A 21764-nucleotide genomic window follows, 5' to 3' on the forward strand; every position below is an offset into this window, starting at 1 on the left:
TTCTGATGGGACGCTATGTATTGGGCTTTCATGAGGTCGATCGAGCCGATTTGCCGCTTGTCGGGGGGAAAGGGATGAACTTGGGCGAATTGTCCAAAATGGGCGGCATTCAAGTGCCTCACGGCTTTTGTGTAACCACAAAGGCATATGAAAGGATGATTGGCGAAAACGGCAGAGTCAGTGAACTGATTGATCAGCTGTCACTTTTGAAAGTAATCGATCGAGAGCAGATTAACGAACTCGCCCTCCAGATCCGCAATGGTATTGAAAGGGCCGAAATCGCCGAAGAGATCAAAGAAGCGGTTAAAAGCGCTCACTCAAGTGCTGGCGGCGGTGCATATGCCGTCCGATCAAGCGCTACGGCGGAAGATTTGCCTCATGCCTCTTTCGCCGGGCAGCAAGATACGTATTTAAATATAAAAGGAATAGAGGCGATCTTGAAGCATATCAGCAAATGCTGGGCTTCATTGTTTACAGAGCGGGCCGTGATCTACCGGATTCAAAACGGTTTTGACCACCGTAAAGTTCAATTATCGGTCGTCATCCAGCAGATGGTGTTTCCGGATGCGTCCGGCATTTTGTTTACGGCAGATCCCTTTACATCCAACCGGAAGGTCACCTCGATTGATGCGAGCTTTGCTTTGGGGGAGGCGCTTGTATCTGGTACGGTTTCGGCAGACAACTACAAGGTTCGCGAAGGAGAGATCGTTCAAAAAACGATTTCCGAGAAAAAGACGGCAGTCTATTCTTTGGAAAGCGGCGGCACTGAGGCGCGTGAAGTCGAAGCGGGACGCCGGAAAAAGCAAACATTAACAGATGAACAGATCATACAGCTTGAAGCACTGGGAAGGAGAATCGAAGCTCATTTCGGTTTTCCGCAGGATATTGAATGGTGTCTGGCTGATGGCGAATTTTTCTTTGTCCAGAGCAGGCCTGTAACGACATTGTTTCCTCTTCCGAAACAGAGCGATGACAAGCTGCGCGTCTATATGTCTGTCGGGCATCAGCAAATGATGACAGAGCCGATCAATCCGCTTGGGATATCGTTTTTCGGGTTGATCTCGGATTATGAGCTGACTTGTGCCGGCGGAAGGCTTTTTATTGATTTATCACACGATTTGGCATCTTTTGCTGGTCGGAAAGTCGTCCTCAGCACGGCGGGGAAAAATGATCCTTTCATGCATAGCGCTCTTGTGAATTTTTTGAAAAGAAAGGAGCTTGTCAAAACCCTGCCGAAAGGGAAGCGGATGTTTAGATTAGGGGCTGAGGGGCTGTCATGGTCGCTGCCTGGTCATGCGCTGAAGATTTACCGGAAAAACGACACAGGTGTAGTCAAACGGCTCATGTCCAAAGCGGAAGCATCCATTCATGAGGCTGAACAGCGATTGAAAAATGCATCGGGTGAAACGTTATTTGCACAGATAGAAGAGGATCAAAAAAACTTGAAAAAAGTTCTCTATGATTCAGAGAGCATGGCTGTGATTATGGTTGGTTTATATGCGGTATACTGGCTCAATCGAAAAATGGAGAAATGGCTTGGCGAAAAAAATGTCGCCGATACCCTTTCTCAATCGGTATTGCACAATGTCACATCTGAAATGGGATTGGCGCTTTTGGATGTTTCCGATGCTGCCAGAGGATACCCCGAGGTTCAGAAATATTTAGCGCATGCCAATGATGAAACCTTTTTCGAAGATCTCAAACAGCTTGACGGCGGTCCCGCTTTTATCAGCGCATTGCGGGCATTCCTTGAGAAATACGGCATGCGCTGCACCGGTGAGATCGATATGACCAAGACGCGCTGGAGCGAACGCCCTTCCATTCTTGCTCCAGTGATTTTGAGCAACATCAAAAACTTTGAACCCGATGCGCGAACGGTCAAGTTTGAACAGGGGCGATTGGAAGCGGAGCAAAAGGAGAGGGATCTGTTAAGCCGTCTGCAACAACTAAAGGGAGGCAGACAAAAGGCAAAAAAGACAAAGAAGATGATCAGCGTTTTGCGGAATTTTATCGGTTATCGGGAATATCCCAAATATGCTCTGATCAAACGCTATTTTATATATAAGGAAGCGTTGATGAAAGAAGCCGCCGTTTTGCAGCGAAAGAAGCTGATTCAAGCGAAGGAGGATATTTATTATCTGTCTTTTGATGAATTGAGAGAGGCCGTTTGCGCTAATCGTCTCGATGTGAAGAAGATCGAGGAAAGAAAAGCAGAATATCAGCATTATGAAAAATTAACGCCTCCGCGAATGATGACTTCAGAAGGCGAGGTCATCACGGGAGAAGTTTTGGGAGACCACATTCCGGCGGGAGCATTGGCGGGCGTTCCTGTTTCATCGGGAGTCATCGAAGGTAGGGCAAGAGTGATTCTGAAATTGGAAGAAGCCGATATCGAAGAGGGGGATATCCTTGTCACGCCTTTTACAGATCCGAGCTGGACACCGCTGTTTGTCTCAATCAAAGGTTTGGTGACGGAAGTGGGCGGCCTCATGACACATGGCGCCGTCATTGCGCGGGAATACGGGCTTCCGGCGGTGGTGGGGGTTGAGCATGCGACGAAAGAAATTAAAGACGGACAGAAGATCAGGATTAACGGATCGGAAGGCTATGTTGAAATACTCGAATCATAAAAGTGAGCGCAGCTTCAAGCTGCGCTTTACTGTTTATAAAGGTCGGCGGACAACATCCAATCCATCAAATGCTGATACGGATAATAGGTTGTGCCATTTAATTCAATTTTAGGTATGTCAGGATATTTACTCAGCATTTCTTTCGTTTCTACTTTACTTAAACCTAAATAATAATGTAAATCGCCTTCTTTAACTAAATAGGGATAGCCTGAATAACTCCCTTTTGGGTTTTTAAAGTTTTTCAAGCCGTCACCGATAAAATAGCCTAAAGCCGCTAAACCAAGCCCGATCCAAAACAGGTTCATTTCCATGTTTACCATCCTTTTCGCATATTGCTTTATCTGTCATACGAAAAGCGTTGAAAAAAGTTTCAAGGTCAAAGGCTTTGCCGGTTCAGCATCTCATAAAGAACAACGGCATGGTTATGGCGCTCATCCTTTGCACCGTAAAGCAGAATAACGGTTTCGTCCGCAGCCATTTCTTTTAATTCCTTGAAGCTTCTCTGTTTTTCAGGCTGTTGTTTGATTTCATTTTGATAGGCTTCTTTAAACGATTCGAATTTTTTCGGGTCATGACCGAACCATTTTCTTAAATCAGGACTTGGAGCGATTTCTTTCATCCAGCAGTCAAGGTTCGCTTTTTCTTTTGAAATGCCGCGCGGCCACACACGGTCGATTAAAATGCGGCGTCCTTCTGCTTGCTGGTTTTCTTGATAAATGCGCTGGAGAATAAACGGCATTTGGATCACTCCTTCTCATTTTATGATAAAACGGCCGTCTGGAAGGAACAACCTCTATTGAAATGACAATGCCAACATTCCTTTTATTCGATGGAATGTTTTAAAGAACTGTACATTTGGCTGACGCTTTCATCGATTTCATCTCTTGACATCCGCAAGGCTTTTTCCGATCTGGCATAGCCGATTTCTAATCGGCCTTCTTCCAGCCCTTTAAAAATCGCATCGGCAAATTCATCCAAAGGAGCTCCGGAATCATGCAGTCCGACACCGCCCAGATCTGTATTGACCGCGGGAGGAGCGACCTCTATGACCTCAACGCCGGCCTCGGAAAGCTGATGTCTTAAACTCATCGTAAAAGAATGGAGAGCGGCTTTTGTCGATGAGTAGATCGGTGCGATCGCCATCGGTGTAAACGCCAGGCCTGATGTCACATTGATGATCGCTGTTTTCCCCGGTTTTTTGGCAAAGTATTGGCTAAAGAGCATGGCCAGGTGGATCGGCGCCTCCATGTTGACGGTGATTTCTTTTTTGTAGTCAGCCCAATTGTCTATGACATCTGCTTTTAAAATGTGGTAGCGCTGCTGTATACCCGCATTATTCACAAGTACATTTACGCCAGGGTGACGTTCTTTGACCCATTCAAATAATGCCAGTCGTTCCGTTTCATCGGTTACATCGCATACACGCGTGATCAGCTCCGGATATTTTTCCTTTGCTTCTTTCAGCTTGCTTTCCCTTCTCCCGCAGACGATGACCGTATTTCCCGATTTCATAAATCGTTCGGCAAAAGCAAAGCCGATTCCTGATGCGCCGCCTGTGATCAGTATTGTGTGTCCCGACAGTTTCATTGAAACCCCTCTTTTCCGTCAAATTTTTAAACAATAGGTTGAACATCTCTTCTGATCCTATACTAGACCCTTCATTTTCCAAAATGCAAGTATTCCGATTAGACGGTATCGTCCGATTCCATTATCATTGAAAAGTGAAAGGGGTGGAATAAAATGTATGAAACGACTGTCGAAACGTGCTTTGGAAAGCTGAAAGGCAGAACGGAAAACGGTGTCCGTATCTTTAAAGGCGTACCTTTCGCAAAACCTCCCGTCGGCAAGTTAAGGTTTCGGGAACCGCAGCGAATGGAAGCCTGGGAAGGTGAGCGGGAGGCCTTTCAATTTGGTCCGGTTTGTCCGCAGCCTGACAGGGGGTTGCCTGGTGAGTCAACGGGGGTTGAAAAGTCTGAGGATTGCCTTTATTTAAATGTGTACGCACCTGAAGAGGCGGATGGGGATCTGCCTGTTATGGTGTGGATTCATGGGGGCGCTTTTTATCTCGGAGCCGGCAGTGAACCGTTCTATGACGGGACTCAGCTCGCAAAGCAGGGAAAGGTGATCGTGGTCACCATCAATTATCGCCTCGGTCCGTTCGGTTTTTTGCATCTTTCTGCAATTGATGATTCCTACACAAGCAACCTTGGCCTCTTGGATCAAATCGCGGCCCTTGAGTGGGTGAAAGAAAATATCGCTTTCTTTGGCGGAGACCGTCATCATATTACGGTATTTGGAGAATCGGCGGGATCGATGAGCATCGCTTCGCTCTTGGCTATGCCGAAAGCAAAGGGGCTTTTTCAACAGGCCATTATGGAAAGCGGGGCGTCCGCAACATTGTCTGAAAAGCTTGCGAAAGCCGCAGCAGAAAGATTCTTAACGATTCTCGATATTGATCATCATCATCTGGAGCGCCTTTGCGATGTATCTGATCAAGAACTTCTTCAAGCCGCCGATCAGCTGCGTACTTTAATGGGAGAAAATATTTTTGAATTGATCTTTCAGCCTGCACTTGACGAAAAAACCCTCCCGCTGAAGCCGGAGGCCGCCGTCGCGAAGGGTGCGGCAAAAGGAATCGGTCTATTAATCGGAACAAACTGCGATGAAGGCGCTTTGTTTTTTGCCTCTGATTCGGAACTTTTGCCTGAGAGGAAGATTAATGAGATTTTAGAAGAATACATGGGAAAAGAGGCCGCTGAAGCCGCCGCGCCTCTGTATCCGAGATCATTGAAAGGCCATGTTGATATGATGACAGATCTAGTCTTTTGGCATCCGTCCGTTGTGTTCGCTTCGGCTCAATCACGACATGCATCTGTCTTTATGTACCGGTTTGACTGGCATGCCGATTCGGAGCATCCGCCGTTCAACAAAGCGGTGCACGGCTTAGAGATTCCGTTTGTATTTGGCAATATGGACAGTTTGGAACAGCTGACAGGTACGAAGGCTGGGGAGGAAGCGCATCTGCTTGCTAAACAGATCCAGGCTGCCTGGGTGTCTTTTGCCCGCTCCGGAAATCCGAGCACCGATGATGTCAGCTGGCCTGATTATGATGAAGACTCACGGAAAACGCTGATTTTTGATCAAGAGATCGCGATTGAAAACGACCCGTATTCAGAGAAGAGGAAGCTGTTGACAGCCTCAAACCTGCAGGTTTAGAACAAGCGGCTGACCACAGGTCAGCCGCTTTGGTGGTAGCGTTCGCTTTGAATGGCTTCAAGCGATTTGCCGCGCGTTTCCGGCGCCATACGGAGCCCGATGATCATATGAATGACGAGAAATGCAATCATGACGGCGCCGGCTGTTTTAAAGCCCAATCCCGTAATCATCGCAGGAACGATCAATGAGATGAGCCCGACGCCGATGCGGACGATGAAGAACATAAAGCCTTGGGCGAGCGCCCTGTATTTCGTATGAAAAAGTTCTGCCGCCCACAGCCCGTAAAACGCCTGCGCTCCAAATCCCGCAGAAATGCCCCACAGGCATACGAATAATAAAAGCTCCGTGATGTTCATCGTACCGAAGGTGAGGATGACCCATGCGGCGGTTGCCATGGCTGCTCCTATCCCAAAAAGCGTTTTCCGATTGACTTTATCGCCGAGACGGATAAAGACGAAGTATGTGGACGCCACTGTCAAAATCCATAAAAATGCCTGCAGCAGGTTGGCTTGCGCCGCTGTTAAACCGCCGACCGTCTCATAAATATACGGCATGAAATATCCCATTGTTCCGGCAACAAGGTTCCAAAACGCGTAAATTCCGATAAGGAGAATCATGGCGTGGAGGTTCGCTTTGTTGGTCAACAGCTCTTTGATCGATGCCTTTTCTGCAACTCCTTTTGCTTTGTCTTCAGCTTCTTTTCGCTTTTGCTCCTCCCAGATGGACGATTCGTGAATCTGCTGCTGCAAAATCCACGTGATGACCGCGACAACGAATAATTGCGCAAAAATCAACCGGCTTCCCAGCAAACCGAGCGGTGCCAAGGCAACCGATAGCAGCAGCGTAAGCGCCGGTCCGACCGACCATGCCAGCTGCCCCCAGCCGACGCGTCCGGCGCGTTCGTGATCAGGCGCCTCCTCGGCAATATAAGTCCAAGCAGCCGGAATCGCTGCGCCCACCGCAATTCCCGTCACGATGTAACCGGTTAAAAGCATCGGAAAATTAAACGACACGGCAATCAGCAAAACGCCAAGCATATAGACTAATAAATCGTACTTGTATATGAATTTTCTCCCGTAACGGTCGACTAAAAAACCGCCGAGAAAAGCGCCGATCGCCGCGCCGAAACCATTTGCGCTTAAGGCGCCGAGAAGCCCGACCCGGGCGTCGTCCAACCCTAAATATTCAACCCATAACGAAAGCCCGCCGGCCCCTGCGACGATTGATCCCGCCTCCAAATAGTTGGACATGGCAACCGTGATCGTCGACTTCAAACTGCCTTTTTTTCTCCCTGGCATGATTCGCTCCCCTTTCAAATCAGAATTCTTTTCTGACAGAAGCCGGATTGATGCGTTGAATGCTGGATTTTTCTTTCGTGAGTCACGCGAATATGTAAGCGCTGTCATTTTCTGGTGATACCGACCCTGCATCCGTTCCAGCTTGCATGCTGTTCCGAATGTTTTTCATATAGTATTACTTTATTCCGAAATCAAAAATAAATCAACATATAAATCAGAATATTACGTCTGAATATTTTTGTTTTTGTTTGAAAATTTTCCTCGAAAAACTGCCATTATATCAATTTTTTATTAAAAAACCGAAACTTTTCCTCTGGAAAAATAGTATATTTAAACTAAGTATATTTTACTATAAGGAGGAGTTTTTAGATGAGTATATTAAGCAGGTTCAAAGACATTATGGCCAGCAATATTAACGCTTTGCTTGATAAAGCAGAGGACCCGGAAAAAATGGTGGATCAGTACGTCAGGAACTTAAACAGCGACTTAAACAAAGTAAAGGCGGAAACGGCGTCTGTCATGGCGGCCGAGCAAAGGGCAAAAAGAGAACTGGCGGATTGCCGGGCGGAAATCGACAAGCTTGAGCGCTATGCAATGAAGGCATTGGAAGCCGGCAGCGAGGCGGATGCCCGAACATTTTTAGAAAAGAAAGCGGTGCTGGAAACGAAGGGGTCCGAATTAGAAACTGCATTACAAACGGCGTCATCCAATGCGCTTCAAATGAAAAAAATGCACGATAAGCTTGTTTCTGATATCGGAGAGCTTGAAGCGCGTCGGGCCGCGATCAAAGCGAAATGGACAGCGGCGAAAACACAGGAAAGAATGAATAAACTCGGTGCATCTGCAGCGAATGCCAACCATTCAATGTCCGCTTTTGGCAGAATGGAAGAAAAGGCCAACCGGGCGCTTGATGAAGCGAATGCGATGGCTGAACTGAACGCCGCTCCTCAAGATGACGTAGAAGACCTGAAAGCTAAATATGACAGCCCCTCTGGTGTGGATGATGCGCTTGCCGCACTGAAAGCAAAAATGGCGGGTCAAAAGTCATAACAATTTGAAATGAATAAAGTGAGAGGTTAAGAGACATGGTGATTTCTTATAAATGTCCGGGCTGCGGGGATGACATGGCCTTTGACGCTGAATCCGGCACGCTGGCCTGCCGGAGCTGCGGGAGACAGGACAAGATTGAAAACATTCCGGAAGAATTAAAAACAGCGAGATTTACTGAAGACGAAGCAACAGAATATCATTGCCAAAACTGCGGCGCTATTTTGATCACTGAAAAAGAAACGACGGCTACCTCCTGCAGCTTTTGCGGGGGAGCGGCAGTGATCGCCGACCGCCTGTCCGGAAACCTTGCCCCGGCAAAGGTCATTCCTTTTACGATCAGCAAAGAGGAAGCGGCAGACGCGTTTCGCAAGTGGTGCAGAAAAGGGCTGTTAACACCAAAGGGCTTTATGTCGGCGGACCGGATTAAAAGCATCACAGGCATGTACGTTCCTTTCTGGATGTACGATTTAAACAGCAAAGTGCAGGTCAGCGCCCGCTGCACAAAGGTACATAGGTATACACAGGGCGACTACATCTATACGAAGACCGAACATTATGATGCGTTTCGCGATATCAATCTCGACTACATCAAAGTCCCGGTGGATGCATCAGAAAAGATGAACGATGAATTGATGGACAAATTGGAGCCTTATCCGTATGATCAGCTGAAAGATTTTAAAACGGCCTATTTGGCAGGCTACATCGCTGAAAAATATAATTACGATGATGAAGAGCTTTTTCCGCGGGCGAAAAGCAAAATCAGCGGCTACATCGAGTCATATATCGATTCCACCTTATCCGGATACAGCTCCGTCGATGTGAAAACGAAACACGTCGATACGCAAAAAATGAAAAGCTTTTATGTGCTTTTGCCCGTCTGGATGGTCAATTACAACTACAAACAAAAGGATTACATTTTTGCGATGAACGGACAAACGGGAAAAGTCGTCGGCAAGCCGCCGATCAGCTCATTTAAAGAAAAGATGTGGTTTAGCGGACTGGCTGTCTCCATATTTGCGGTCTGGAAAATCATCGCTGCTGTGATGGGAGGCGGGGCATGATGAGAAATTTATTGAGAAGCGCAATGATCCTATGTATGATTTTCCTTGTCTTCATCCCTATAGCCTCCGGTGCGGCAGCCTCTGAACAGAAGCGGTATGTTTATGATGAAGCCGGGCTTCTGACCAAACAGGAAATCGAGAAGCTGGAGACGCTGGCAGCCAAATTGGGGGCCGAACGGGAAACCGACTTTATCATTGTGACGACCGATGATACGAATGACCGCGATGTAAAGAAATATGCGGAGGACTTCTATGACGAAAAAGCGCCCGGCTATCAGAAGAAGCATGGAAATGCAGCCGTGTTAACGGTTGATATGGAGCATAGAGAAGTCTATCTTGCCGGCTTTAAAAAGGCTGAAGAATATTTGAATGACGCCAGACTGGACAAAATTAGAGAAAAAATCACGCCGGATATATCTGACAATCATTATGAGGCCGCATTCGAAATGTTTATGAAGGCGGCGTATGATGATATGGAGAAGAAACCATGGGCGGACAGCATCTTTTTTAAGACATGGTTTCAATTGCTTGTGTCAGCAGTCATCGCGGGAATTGCCGTCGCGATTATGAAATACAATTCAGGCGGCAGAGTGACCGTAAGTGCAAACACGTATATGAACGGTGATACTTCCGGAGTGATCAGAAAGAATGACGAGTACATCAGAACGACCGTCACAAAACAAAGAAAACCGTCCAATAATAAAAGCTCAGGCGGCGGAACGACGAGCGGAGGACATTCGCACAGCGGCAGCCGGGGAAGCTTTTAGAAAGGGAAAGGAAGAGCTCAAATGGTGTTTTTTAAAAATCAATTTGCAAATGTAGTAGAATGGGATGAATTTCGCGATGATATGATTTTCTACAAATGGAACAACCGCGAAATCAAAAAGGGGAGCCGGCTGATCATTCGTCCCGGTCAGGATGCCGTCTTTTTAAACAATGGAAAAATCGAAGGCATATTCCAAGATGAAGGCGACTATGATATCGAATCTGAAATTATTCCTTTTTTATCTACTTTAAAAGGTTTTAAATTTGGCTTTAACAGCGGGATGCGCGCCGAAGTCCTGTTTGTCAATACGAAGGAGTTTACCGTCAAATGGGGGACGAAGAATGCCATCAATATCCCGGCTGCAGGACTACCGGGCGGCATGCCGATCAGAGCGAACGGCACATTTAATTTTAAGGTGAATGATTATGTCGCATTAATCGATAAAATTGCCGGTGTGAAAGATCAGTATGTTGTGGAAGATATCAAAATACGGATCACATCTATCCTTGATCAGCTTTTGATGAAGTGGATCACAAAAGAAGGAAAAGATATGTTCAACCTTCAAGCCAACGCCTTTGATATCGCAAAAGGGATCAAGGAAGACCTTGATATGGAGATTGTCAGCGACGGCATGACGATTACAGGCTTTAACATCATGAGTTTCAATTATCCGAAAGAAATCCAGGACATGATCACGAAGAACGCTTCCCACGGCATGGTCGGCGATCTGAACAGATATCAGCAGATCTCCATGACAGACGGCATGGCGTCAGGAAAGATGACAGGCGGCAGTGCCGCATCCGATATGGCCGGCATGATGATGGGAATGAACGTAGCGAACCAAATGATGAATCAGATGAACCAAAATCAGCAGGCACAGACACCAACGCCCCAAAGCACGCCGCAGGCAGGGGCAAAGCCGAACTTCTGTCCAAACTGCGGAACGAAAACGGGTGAAGCCAACTTCTGTCCGAACTGCGGGCAGAAGCTAGTGTAAGCTGGTATCTTCTTTGTGAATGCATGAATACCAGACCGGCATGATTGCGGCAGACCAAGCTGGAAAACAAATGGAGCAGAAGCTGATCCTGATTCACAAGTCGGATCAATTGCATGATCAGAACGCCCGCCGTATTCTATATATAATAATGTGAGTGCCGGGTGAAAAGAATACGGCATACATCAATCAATGATGTACAGAATAATTAAAGGAAACAATGTGGAGGAAAAGCGACATGGAATTAGGCATCAGCACCTTTGTAGAAACGACCCCTGATATCAAAACCGGAAAAGCCATTAGCCATGCGGAGCGGCTGCGCGAAGTAGTGGAGGAGATCGTCCTTGCCGATCAGGTGGGCTTGGATGTATTCGGAGTTGGAGAGCATCATCGTCAAGATTACGCAGCTTCTTCTCCTGCCGTCGTCCTGGCCGCAGCGGCTGCACAGACGAAGCACATCAGATTAACGAGCGCGGTCACCGTGCTGTCGTCGGCTGATCCCGTCCGTGTTTTTCAGGATTTTGCGACACTCGACGGGATTTCAAACGGCAGGGCGGAAATCATGGCGGGCCGAGGGTCTTTCATCGAATCCTTTCCGCTGTTTGGATATGATTTAGATGATTATAATGAGCTCTTTGAAGAAAAGCTTGATCTGCTGCTCGAGCTGCAAAAGTCGGAAAGGGTCACATGGAGCGGCAAACATCGTCCGGCTATTCAAAATACAGGCGTGTACCCGCGCCCTGTGCAGAATCCGCTGCCCGTATGGATCGGAAGCGGCGGAAACCAGGAATCCGTCGTGCGCGCCGGCCTGCTCGGCCTGCCGCTGGTTCTCGCGATTATCGGGGGGAGTCCGCAGCATTTCGCCCCGCTTGTTGAGCTTTATTACAAAGCGGCGGAACATGCAGGGCATGATGCCTCAAAGCTGACAGTCGCTTCCCATTCCCACGGCTTTATTGCGGAGGATACCGAGACGGCCGCCGATCGGTTTTTCCCTTCCACCCAGCAGGCTATGAATACACTTGCGAGGGAGCGGGGCTGGGGGCCGTACAGCCGGTCGAGCTTCGATGCAGCCAGAAGCTTTGAAGGGGCGCTCTATGTAGGCGATCCCGAGACGGTGGCGGAAAAAATTATTCACCTGCGCAAGAATGTCGGGATCACCCGCTTTTTGCTTCACGTTCCGGTCGGTTCGATGCCGCACGAAGATGTCATGAAGGCGATTGAACTTTTTGGAACAAAAACGGCGCCGCTCGTCAGGGAAGAAGTATCCCGCTGGGAGGCAACCGAAAGATCATAATTATAAAAGGCCCGCGCTTTCTTTGCGCGGGCCTTTTATTTCATATAATGCTTTTTGAAATCCGGATGAATCGAAAATTTTCGGCGCAAATGGATCAGGTTTTCGCCGAAACTTTCCTCCAATACCTCTCTGTGCTTCTTCATGATTTCCATCAGATACAGATCATGAATCATCACTTCGGTAATCGGCATCACCAAGCCTACATGCATCGTCCAGGCTGCGCGGCTGTCTTTCCCGTGCGAGACAATGCCGGCCACGACTTCCGAATCGTCGACGCTGAATACAAGCCAGCGTCCGTCGTACTCTTCTGTAATTTGCGTGCTGCTGTCATGGAGATAGACATTGGCGAAATCAGCTTCAATGTCGCCGTACGCAATGATGGTGACGATGACGCCTTTTTTTGCGGCCTGCTTGAGTTCCGGCTCCAATTCAGGAAAATCCTCTTTCCAAATTTCGAGGAGAATCCTTTTTCCGGCTGATGATATACAAGCCTTTACTTTATCGATAATCTCGCTTCGTCCGGTGATGTTCCAAATATTTTCCCGGTCATTTGCAGTGCGCTCAAACTTCTCGAAATATTTTTCTGCCTGTTCAAAAGTCTCTTCCGCTTTCAGCCGCCGGTTTTTAATCAGTTCCTTGGCGGGAACGGGGATGTACTGCGGTGTGCCGCCGTAGCTGACAAAGATATCGCCGCGGATCACGAGGCTCTCCAGCACTTCGTATATTTTCGACCGGGGAACACCCGATTTTTTTGCCACCGCATAGCCTGTCAGCGGCGATTCTTCCAAAAGCGCCAAGTATGCTTTCGACTCATACTCGGTGAAATTCAGGTTTTTCAGTACGTCTAATATGTTTTCCTTCATAAGCCCTCCAGCTTCAACAAGAGTCGCTACCTTTGTCACTCATATTTTGCTGGATGTATTGATTTATTTCAAGTCCGCTGATACACTTTTTAATAAGTGGTTACTAAAGTAGTCACTATATAAAACCAGTATGGGGGGAGACATCTGATGGATAGCCTGCTGTCATACATATCGATTGCCGCCATGATGGTGGTGATACCAGGAGCCGATACGATGCTTGTGGTGAAAAACACGCTTCGCTACGGGCCGAACGCCGGGCGCTGCAATGTTCTCGGTTTGGCGACAGGGCTTTCTTTCTGGACGCTGATTGCCGTTCTCGGCTTAGCGGTGGTGATTGCGAAATCGGTGATTCTGTTCAATACGATCAAATACTTGGGGGCGGCCTATTTAATATATTTAGGCATTAAAAGCTTTTTCGCGAAAAAAATGTTTTCTTTGGAGGACATACAAGCCGAGAAGAACAAAACCGAAAACGCATCAAGCCGGCATTATAAGGATTCGTTTATGCAAGGATTGTTCAGCAACGTTCTCAATCCGAAAACTGTTTTGGTTTATATCACGATTATGCCTCAATTTATTAATTTAAGAGAAAGCGTCAACCAGCAGTTGATCATCCTCGCTTTAATCCTTACCTTTCTTGCTGTGTTTTGGTTCCTCATACTCGTATATTTGATCGATTTCGCAAAAAAATGGCTGAGAAGCGTGAAATTCCAGAAGGTCTTTCAAAAAGCCGCGGGGCTGGTGCTTGTCGGGTTTGGCGTTAAAACGGGTTTGGATTGATATCGGTGAAGGAGTGAGTTTTGACTCGCTCTTTTTTTGTTTATTTGTCAACGATTATAGGGTGGAATAAGTGAGATAAAACAGAGGTCTATGGTTATTCGTTGACATTTTGACAACGGTTCTATATATTTATACCGACTTGGCCTTTTGGCTGATAGATTGATACATTTTTAGTGTGAGAGGAGAAAGGCTCGTGGATGAACAAAAGAAAAATCAGCTGGGGGCGCTGCTGAAAGAGCATTTGCGAAAAAGATCATTATCTTTAAGAGAATTGAGCGAACGCACTCAAATCGATAAAGCGACCATCTCAAGAATCATCAATGGCAAAAGAAAAGCAAACCTGAACCATTTGCAAAGGTTTTCAGAAAGTCTCGGCGTTTCTTTTGATGAGATGATGACAGCGGCCGGCTATGCGATCGAGAAGACGAGGGAAAGCGAACGTCAGGATATTCACTCGTCAGTTGCCGAAATTGAAGATGTTTTGCAAACCTCAAATGTCTATGATCGGTCCTTTACCACGGAAGAACTGAAAAACAAATTGAATGAGTACGAACAATATTCCCAGACGGAAGAAGGAAAGCGTACCATTCTGGCTGAGTTTGAATCCAAAGTCGAGAAAGTCGCCGGCATTGGTCCTTTTCTGACCCGTTTGCACGACATGTACAGCCGATTTACCTCAGGGCGGGGGACGCCGCGTGAATTGCTGTTGATGGGCGGCGCTTTGCTGTATTTCATCGTTTCTGTTGATGTCATACCGGATTATATTTTTCCAATCGGCTATATTGATGATGCCGCAGCGGTTCAATTCGTTTTCAACCAGCTGTCACATAAATCATGATGGAGCATGTTACAGATGAAAAGAAAGCCTATCAACCTTGACATCAGCCTTCTGCTCATTCTATTTTGTTTGTTTATCATCAGTCTGCTGGCCGTTTACAGCGGGTCCGGCCAGTATGAAACACAGGACCCTTTTTATTTTGCGAAACGGCAGGTTTTTTGGTATCTTGTCGGGTTTGGCGTCATGGCGGGAACGGCCTACATCGACTATGAGCTGCTAGAACGATTGGCGCTTCGTTTATTTGCGGGAGCCGTTTTTCTTCTGATTCTCGTTCATTTTTTTGGAACTTATAAAAATGGTTCACAAAGGTGGATTAGCTTCGGAGTCATCGAAATCCAGCCTTCAGAATTTATGAAGATCATTTTGATTCTTCTGTTGGCTTCGATACTCAACCAATTTCAGCATAAAAGGTTCTCCTTCACGGAGAGCATCATACCGACGGGGAAAATCATGGTGTACACGGTGATTCCGTTTTTCTTCATATTGGTACAGCCTGATTTAGGGTCCGCATTGGTGATTTTGTCGATCGCATTCACGTTGATGCTTGTCTCGGGGATTTCGGGGAGAATGATCATGTCCCTGTCGCTTGGATTCATGGGATTGGTCGCCTTTTTGACGTATTTGCACAATCATTACTTTGAGATTTTTTCAAAGATAATTAAGCCTCACCAGCTTGACCGGATATACGGCTGGCTCAGTCCTCATGAACATGCTTCTACATATGGATACCAGCTGACGCAGGCGTTATTGGGGATCGGATCGGGCCAGATGTCAGGAAGCGGCTTTACTCATGGAACCCAAGTGCAGGGAGGGAAGATTCCGGAGGCTCATACCGATTTTATTTTCGCCGTGATTGGTGAAGAATTCGGCTTTTTGGGTGCCGTCACATTAGTCTGTCTCTATTTTCTGATGATCTACAGAATCATCAGGATCGCGATCTCGTCCAACAGTCTGTTCGGTCTTTATATATGTGCGGGGGTTGCGGGGTTGATTGTATTCCAAGTGTTCCAAAATATCGGGATGACGATCGGGTTAATGCCGATCACAGGGCTCGCTCTTCCGTTTATCAGCTATGGCGGCAGCGCGCTGCTGACCAACATGATCGCCTTAGGTCTCGTTTTCAGTGTGAATATCAGATCTAAACATTACATGTTTGGGAATGACTGGGGATGAAGGTGCACAAAATGATTCTTTCCCATCTAAAGAAACTGGATTATGTATTGATTGCTTCGGTTCTGTTTTTATCCTCGTTTGGCTTGCTGATGGTATACAGTGCCGGCTACCCCCTCGGATATATGAAGTATCATGATGGCAGCTATTTTTTTATGAAGCAGCTGCAGTGGCTGCTCATCGGTTTGACCTTTTTTTCGGCTGCCGTCTTTTTCCCTTACAAAGCTTACAGCAAACTCATCCGTTTTTTGGTGAAGCTTTCTTTTTTGCTGCTGATTCTCGTTTTGCTGCCGGGAATCGGGATGGAGAAAAACAATTCTAAAAGGTGGATTCAACTCGGTTCGCTCATGATCCAGCCGTCCGAGGCTGTGAAGCTTGTGATGGTTATTTATTTCGCCTATGTGTATGCAAAAAAGCAGAGATACATCGCCGATTTTGGAAAGGGCGTCATGCCGCCGCTGATCATTTTGGCCGCTGTGTTTTTTTTGATTTTAAAACAGCCCGACTTGGGCACCGCTGTTTCGATCCTGTTAAGCTGCGGAGCGGTTCTGTTGTGCGCCGGTCTCAGAATACGGCACTTGCTGCTTCTCGGAACAATGGCAGGGGCGGGCATCGCATATTTTGCTATGACAGCGTCGTACCGGTTAAAAAGGCTGACATCGTTCAGCGATCCTTTTCAAAATGAAAACGGAGACGGCTACCAGTTGATCAATTCCTACCTTGCCATTGATTCGGGCGGGGTATGGGGGAATGGATTGGGGAACAGCGTTCAAAAGCTGGGGTTTCTTCCTGAAGCCCATACAGACTTTATCATGGCGGTCATCAGTGAAGAACTCGGCGGTGTCGGGCTGTTGATGATCATCGGGGCCTACCTGTTGATCATGTTCAGAGGTGTTAAGATCGCTGCGCAAATCGATGATCCGTTTGGAAAGCTGCTGGCGGTCGGCATTACATTTCAGATCATGATTCAGGCATTATTTAACCTGGGCGCTGTTTTCGGCCTTCTTCCCATTACCGGAATTCCTCTTCCGTTTGTCAGCTACGGAGGTTCTTCGTTAATGTTCATGCTGACGTCAGCCGGGATATTGGTCAACCTCTCCTCACATGTGCAGCGGGGAGTAAAAAAAGAGGGGCCTTTCTGATGTAGAAAGGCCTTTTCCTGATTTTGAAGTTACGATTGACCAGATGATCCTGTCATCAGGAATTTATCTTCTCATATCGCATTTGACCGTGACTCCATTTTTATATAAACGCATCCATATTGATAAATAAAGGAAATCGTGATATATTCAAGGTGTGAAACAGAATAATCTTTAGATGAATGCGTAAACTGAAAAAAACCGGAAGATGCGGCAACATCTCCCGGAAGCAACAGAGAGGCTCCGTAAAAAGGAGTCGGCTCTATTTTTAGATCCCAATTAAAAAGTAAGATCGTCTTGGTGTGGGAATCAAGGGCGATCTTACTTTTTTTTGTCGTTCGATGACAGAATTGCCACGACAAGAAAGCCGAAAGAGACCATGAGTTGCAACGCCTCTGATACTGTCACATGCTCACCCCCTTTCTCTCCAAGAGATGGAGGGGGAGCCGACCGCCCTTATATAGAACCGAACTGTTGCTACCCCTTATTATACCAAAAAGAAGAGGCGTTTCCATAAATGCCCTTTGTCAAGTGAATTTGAAAAAACGCAGTTTTTTAAATTTTTGCGGTCAAATACCGCTTTTTAGCCAAAAAACCCTGAAAATTTTTCCGTGCAAAAAAGGCCGGTTCATGAAACCCGGCCTTTTTTGATCTGTCTCATTTGTTCATTTATGCGGGACGCGCGGCAAAAATTTGAAAGGTAACGCCGAACGGATCGGTGACAATGCCGTAAGCGGGACTGAAATAAGTCTCCTTCAGCTCAAGCTTGACCTCGCCCCGCTCGCTCAGCTTGCCAAACAGCCGCTTGGCCGAAGAAACGTCAGCTGCCGTTACGCAAATGGACAATTGGTTTCCACTTTGGAAAGGCAGTTCAGGAATGATGTCGGCGATCATCATGACGGCGTCGCCGATTGTCAAAACGGCGTGTGCGATGAAATCCAATTCGTCATCCTTAAAATTCGCCGCCTCATCTGCGGGGCCTTCGCCAATCGTCTGACTGAACTTTACTTCAGCCTCGAGTACATCACGATAATAATCAATCGCTTCCTTTGCTCTTCCATTCATCAGGATGTAAGGTGTAAATTGCGTTTTCATAGAGCGAACATCTCCTTTTTTTGTTGATCTAAGAAGATTGTATATTATAATGGTGACAACTTATGTCATGGTTAAAAAATGATTGGAGGTTTTCATGTCTAAAGCGAAACGATTGAATGAAATGATCATGATGGTAAACCGGAAAAAACGATTTACGGTCGGGGAGCTGGCGCAGGAATTCGGCGTTTCCAAGAGAACGGTTTTAAGGGATTTGCAAGAGCTCAGCGAAATGGGGGTGCCCCTCTATTCTGAAACCGGCCCCCACGGAGGGTATCAAGTGTTAAATGAAAGGATTCTTCCTCCCATCGCCTTCAGCGAGAACGAAGCGATCGCCATCTTCTTTGCGATCGATGCGCTGAAGCATTATATATCCCTGCCGTTTGACGCTCAGTACGACTCCATCAAAAAGAAATTTTATTTGAACCTTACAGGAGACATCCGGGATGCGATTGACAGTATGAAGGATCGCATTGCTTTTTATACGCCTTATGAGCAAAAAGACGACATTCCGGTCTTAAAGGTGCTGCTTGAAGCGGCAGTTCAGCAAAAGGTGTTGATCATCGAATATGAAGCAAACGGTGCAGCAAGCAAGAGAAACATTCAGCCGATCGGAATCTATGCCAATCAAGGGAAGTGGTATTGCCCGGCTTACTGTTTTTTAAGACAAGACTACCGCATCTTCAGGTGTGACCGGATTAAGCGGGTCGAGCTTGATGAACATACGGCCCCGCTTGATTTGACCGATCTTAATTTAAAGAACCGTTTTTCAGCTGTGTCCCGGCCAAGGGAGACATTGGAATTATCAGCGGAGCTGACAAAAAAAGGAGTAGAACGGCACGGTTCACTCAAATGGCCACACCTTGAGCTGGATGTAAAAGAAGACGGGTCCGGCGTGCTGAAAGGAGAAATCGCGCCGAAGGATATTGATTTTTTTGCGGATTATTTCATTTCATTCGGCCGGGAAGCAATTATTCAGAAGCCTTCCGAATTAATCGAAAGGATGAAGCGGACATTATCCGACATGCTGAAACAATACGGCTAAAATGAAGACTCCGGTCAGACTGATCACGAAGACCCCAGCCTGCGTTTTTCCTGCATTGACAGCCCCTCAAAAAAAGCGTGAAGACGCACGTCTCATTCATCATTCCGTTAACGACACTCTCAGGAATTGAGAGTGTCTTATTTTTGCCGTCAGAAGAAATTTTTACCCAAAAAAGTTGACGGGGGATTTAAAAGTGGGTATCATTACAAATATGAAATAAATATTACATTTGTGTTACAAAAGAAAATGATATGTTACGAGTTTAAAAGAAGATTGACAAAGGAGCATGCTTATGAAAAAAGCGATGGCTATTTTAGGATTCCTTGTACTCACAGCATCGCTGCTATTCATCATCAATAAAGGAACATCTCAAATAAACGCTTCACAAAATAGAAAAGCCGCGATTCACACGGAATATTACAAAGACATCAGTTCGCTTTCTTTTCCGGTATTCAGCGATTTGAAGGAAGAAGATGCCCAGCTGGCCAACGAAGCGGTAAAACTTCATTTAAAAAACTCTTATAAAGAATTTCAAAAAATCGTTAAAGATGCCGAAAAGAAGGATAAGGACGAGGAGAACGTCTATGAAACGTCCTACAAAGTCAAATACAACGAGGAAGGCAAACTGAGCTTTTTAATCTATGACTATCAGTTCTCCGGCGGCGCGCACGGCATGTACACCGCTACATCCTACAACTTTGACTTTGACAAGCGCAAACAAGTCGTGCTGACTGACGTATTAAACAATCAGGCAAAAATCGAAAAAGCAAAAAACTATATTTTCAGCTATATCAACGAACATCCGGAACAGTTTTATTCTGATCTTAAAAAGAGCGATATCCGCTTGGATGAACACACGGCTTTCTATTATACAAGCAGCGGAATTTCAATTGTATTTCAGCAGTATGATATCGCCCCGTATGCGGCCGGAAATCAGGAAATAAAGCTTCCGTCGACGCTTTTATATTAGTCCCGGTATGAGAAACAATATTTGTAATAGAAACAGAGAAAGCAAGTCATGAAACAGGAGAGTGAGCAGCGATGTCTGGCAAACCATCATTTCGATGGGTTAAAATGTTGATTTTTTTAACGATATTAATAGGTTTGGCGGGGTACTCTTACAATAAGGTGTCAAGCAACAGTCAAGAGCCCCCTCAACCAAAAAAAGACGGCGGACAATCCGGCCTCGGCGTCGAATCCATGGTCAGCGACAGCAAACAAGAGCGGTATGCCATCCACTATCCGGTATTTCGCATAAAAGAAATCGATGAACAAATAAAAGATTATGTGAATCAAGAATTGGCCAGTTTTAAAGAGGATAATGCAAAGGCCCAGGCTCAGCATGAAGACGGGCCTTTTGAACTGAACATCAAATATAAGGTTGTCTATTACACAAAAGATGCAGCCAGTGTGGTGCTGAATCAATACATAGAGGCCGGGGGCGTTTCGGGTACAACGTCTGTCAAGACGTTTAACGCCGATTTAAAACAGAAAAAGCTGCTGTCCCTTCAAGACCTGTTCGAAGAAAATTCAGATTTTCTGAACAGGATTTCAAGCATTGCCTATCAGGAATTGAAAAATCGGAATCCGTCTGCCGACACGGCTTTATTAAAAGAAGGGACAAGCCCTCAGGAAGAGCATTTCAGCCGCTTCGCGCTCCTGGAAAACGAAGTCGAATTTTATTTTGAGAAAAAACAAACCGGTCTTGAGCAGTCTGTAAAAATAAAAAAAGAATGGGTAAAAGATATTTTAAAAGACCAATATCAGGATATGAAAAAGAGCCGTCTTCAGGCCAAACGAGAGCAGGAGCCTGTCCCCCTTCCGAAACAGGCGAAAATAAATCCTGATGAAAAAGTGATTGCTCTCACATTTGATGACGGCCCGAATCCCGCTACAACGAATAAAATATTGAATGCTTTACAAAAGCATGAAGGGCATGCGACCTTCTTCGTGCTTGGAAGCAGAGCCCAATATTATCCCGAAACGATAAAACGGATGCTGAAGGAAGGAAACGAAGTCGGCAACCATTCCTGGGACCATCCGTTATTGACAAGGCTGTCAAATGAAAAAGCGTATCAGGAAATTAACGACACGCAAGAAATGATCGAAAAAATCAGCGGACACCAGCCGGCACACTTGCGCCCTCCATATGGCGGAATCAATGATTCCGTCCGCTCGCTTTCCAATCTGAAGGTCTCGTTGTGGGATGTTGATCCGGAAGATTGGAAGTACAGAAATAAACAAAAGATTGTCAATCATGTCATGAGTCATGCGGGAGACGGAAAAATCGTCTTAATGCACGATATTTATGCAACGTCCGCAGAAGCGGCGGAAGAGATTATTAAAAAGCTGAAAGCAAAGGGCTATCAATTGGTAACTGTATCTCAGCTTGAAGAAGTGAAGAAGCAGAGAGGATATTGAATAAATGAGAAGAAAGCGCCATATCGGCGCTTTTCTGTTGCAAGAAAATATAGGGAAAACGATATTTGTTAAAAATTCCAAATATTTATACAATAGCATGTGTTTCA

At 46.2% G+C, this 21764-nt stretch carries 21 protein-coding genes; 14 read left to right on the forward strand and 7 right to left on the reverse strand.

Translation table 11 applies throughout. The annotated features are described in order from the left end of the window. Positions 1–5: 5 nt before the first annotated feature. Complete coding sequence (ppsA, locus tag MHB72_RS03365) at positions 6–2630, forward strand: phosphoenolpyruvate synthase (protein WP_216921299.1); 2625 nt, start codon at positions 6–8, stop codon at positions 2628–2630. A 26-nt stretch (positions 2631–2656) separates the two neighbouring features. On the opposite strand, the gene MHB72_RS03370 is transcribed toward ppsA, so the two are convergent. The 3 genes from MHB72_RS03370 to MHB72_RS03380 all read right to left on the reverse strand — a co-directional run bounded on the left by MHB72_RS03370 (position 2657) and on the right by MHB72_RS03380 (position 4217). Next, entirely contained in the window at positions 2657–2941 is a 285-nt protein-coding gene (locus MHB72_RS03370; RefSeq protein WP_020450376.1) for a hypothetical protein, read from the reverse strand. Between the two features lie 65 nt (positions 2942–3006). Beyond that, the gene (locus tag MHB72_RS03375; RefSeq protein ID WP_035337100.1) at positions 3007–3369 is read right to left on the reverse strand and encodes a DUF488 domain-containing protein; all 363 of its coding nucleotides are present in this window, start codon (positions 3367–3369) and stop codon (positions 3007–3009) included. A gap of 83 nt (positions 3370–3452) precedes the next feature. Next, positions 3453–4217, reverse strand: a complete 765-nt coding sequence (locus MHB72_RS03380; RefSeq protein ID WP_020450378.1) for an SDR family oxidoreductase — start codon at positions 4215–4217, stop codon at positions 3453–3455. Between the two features lie 153 nt (positions 4218–4370). On the opposite strand from MHB72_RS03380, the gene MHB72_RS03385 reads away from it, so the two are divergent. Beyond that, positions 4371–5846: a carboxylesterase/lipase family protein gene (locus tag MHB72_RS03385; RefSeq protein WP_080131260.1), complete on the forward strand. Its 1476-nt coding sequence runs from the start codon at positions 4371–4373 to the stop codon at positions 5844–5846. A gap of 20 nt (positions 5847–5866) precedes the next feature. Here the strand turns inward: MHB72_RS03385 and MHB72_RS03390 are convergent, their stop codons facing one another. Further along, the gene (locus MHB72_RS03390) at positions 5867–7144 is read right to left on the reverse strand and encodes an MFS transporter (RefSeq protein WP_020450380.1); all 1278 of its coding nucleotides are present in this window, start codon (positions 7142–7144) and stop codon (positions 5867–5869) included. Positions 7145–7513: 369 nt separating this feature from the next. Here MHB72_RS03390 and MHB72_RS03395 point away from each other — a divergent pair, with 369 nt between their 5' ends. The 5 genes from MHB72_RS03395 to MHB72_RS03415 all read left to right on the forward strand — a co-directional run bounded on the left by MHB72_RS03395 (position 7514) and on the right by MHB72_RS03415 (position 12309). Continuing rightward, positions 7514–8194, forward strand: a complete 681-nt coding sequence (locus MHB72_RS03395; RefSeq protein WP_039073312.1) for a PspA/IM30 family protein — start codon at positions 7514–7516, stop codon at positions 8192–8194. A 35-nt stretch (positions 8195–8229) separates the two neighbouring features. Next, on the forward strand, positions 8230–9255 hold the full coding sequence (locus MHB72_RS03400; protein ID WP_026578964.1) for a TFIIB-type zinc ribbon-containing protein: 1026 nt from the start codon (positions 8230–8232) through the stop codon (positions 9253–9255). After that, entirely contained in the window at positions 9255–10022 is a 768-nt protein-coding gene (locus MHB72_RS03405) for a TPM domain-containing protein (RefSeq protein WP_216921297.1), read from the forward strand. The genes MHB72_RS03400 and MHB72_RS03405 overlap by 1 nt, the downstream gene beginning before the upstream one ends. A 21-nt stretch (positions 10023–10043) precedes the next feature. Further along, positions 10044–11018, forward strand: a complete 975-nt coding sequence (locus MHB72_RS03410; protein ID WP_101561712.1) for an SPFH domain-containing protein — start codon at positions 10044–10046, stop codon at positions 11016–11018. 235 nt (positions 11019–11253) lie between these two features. Continuing rightward, the gene (locus tag MHB72_RS03415) at positions 11254–12309 is read left to right on the forward strand and encodes an LLM class flavin-dependent oxidoreductase (protein ID WP_065643585.1); all 1056 of its coding nucleotides are present in this window, start codon (positions 11254–11256) and stop codon (positions 12307–12309) included. Positions 12310–12344: 35 nt separating this feature from the next. On the opposite strand, the gene MHB72_RS03420 is transcribed toward MHB72_RS03415, so the two are convergent. Beyond that, positions 12345–13172 (reverse strand): TrmB family transcriptional regulator, encoded by an 828-nt coding sequence (locus MHB72_RS03420; protein WP_020450386.1) that lies wholly within the window; start codon positions 13170–13172, stop codon positions 12345–12347. Positions 13173–13319: 147 nt separating this feature from the next. Here MHB72_RS03420 and MHB72_RS03425 point away from each other — a divergent pair, with 147 nt between their 5' ends. The 4 genes from MHB72_RS03425 (at position 13320) to ftsW (ending at position 17102) form a co-directional block, all read left to right on the forward strand. Further along, positions 13320–13952: a homoserine/threonine efflux transporter gene (locus MHB72_RS03425; protein ID WP_020450387.1), complete on the forward strand. Its 633-nt coding sequence runs from the start codon at positions 13320–13322 to the stop codon at positions 13950–13952. Positions 13953–14145: 193 nt separating this feature from the next. Next, a complete protein-coding gene (locus MHB72_RS03430) occupies positions 14146–14790 on the forward strand; it encodes a helix-turn-helix domain-containing protein (protein ID WP_020450388.1) in 645 nt (214 codons plus the stop codon). A gap of 15 nt (positions 14791–14805) precedes the next feature. Next, a complete protein-coding gene (rodA, locus tag MHB72_RS03435) occupies positions 14806–15963 on the forward strand; it encodes a rod shape-determining protein RodA (RefSeq protein WP_216921285.1) in 1158 nt (385 codons plus the stop codon). Further along, the gene (gene ftsW / locus MHB72_RS03440; RefSeq protein ID WP_216921283.1) at positions 15960–17102 is read left to right on the forward strand and encodes a putative lipid II flippase FtsW; all 1143 of its coding nucleotides are present in this window, start codon (positions 15960–15962) and stop codon (positions 17100–17102) included. The genes rodA and ftsW overlap by 4 nt, the downstream gene beginning before the upstream one ends. Before the next feature lie 318 nt (positions 17103–17420). Here ftsW and MHB72_RS22795 read toward each other — a convergent pair whose 3' ends face one another. Next, complete coding sequence (locus MHB72_RS22795) at positions 17421–17507, reverse strand: putative holin-like toxin (protein WP_367304836.1); 87 nt, start codon at positions 17505–17507, stop codon at positions 17421–17423. A 261-nt stretch (positions 17508–17768) separates the two neighbouring features. Beyond that, positions 17769–18194, reverse strand: coding sequence for a VOC family protein (locus MHB72_RS03445; RefSeq protein WP_023855557.1), 426 nt, complete (start codon positions 18192–18194; stop codon positions 17769–17771). 94 nt (positions 18195–18288) lie between these two features. Between MHB72_RS03445 and MHB72_RS03450 the strand changes: the two genes are divergently transcribed. The 3 genes from MHB72_RS03450 to MHB72_RS03460 all read left to right on the forward strand — a co-directional run bounded on the left by MHB72_RS03450 (position 18289) and on the right by MHB72_RS03460 (position 21657). Beyond that, on the forward strand, positions 18289–19236 hold the full coding sequence (locus tag MHB72_RS03450; RefSeq protein ID WP_216921281.1) for a helix-turn-helix transcriptional regulator: 948 nt from the start codon (positions 18289–18291) through the stop codon (positions 19234–19236). A 292-nt stretch (positions 19237–19528) separates the two neighbouring features. Further along, positions 19529–20206 (forward strand): DUF3298 and DUF4163 domain-containing protein, encoded by a 678-nt coding sequence (locus tag MHB72_RS03455; RefSeq protein WP_020450395.1) that lies wholly within the window; start codon positions 19529–19531, stop codon positions 20204–20206. 71 nt (positions 20207–20277) lie between these two features. Continuing rightward, positions 20278–21657, forward strand: coding sequence for a polysaccharide deacetylase family protein (locus tag MHB72_RS03460; RefSeq protein ID WP_105979234.1), 1380 nt, complete (start codon positions 20278–20280; stop codon positions 21655–21657). Positions 21658–21764 lie beyond the last annotated feature (107 nt).

Source organism: Bacillus sp. FSL K6-1284 (genome assembly GCF_038002625.1).
GTDB lineage: Bacteria > Bacillota > Bacilli > Bacillales > Bacillaceae > Bacillus > Bacillus paralicheniformis.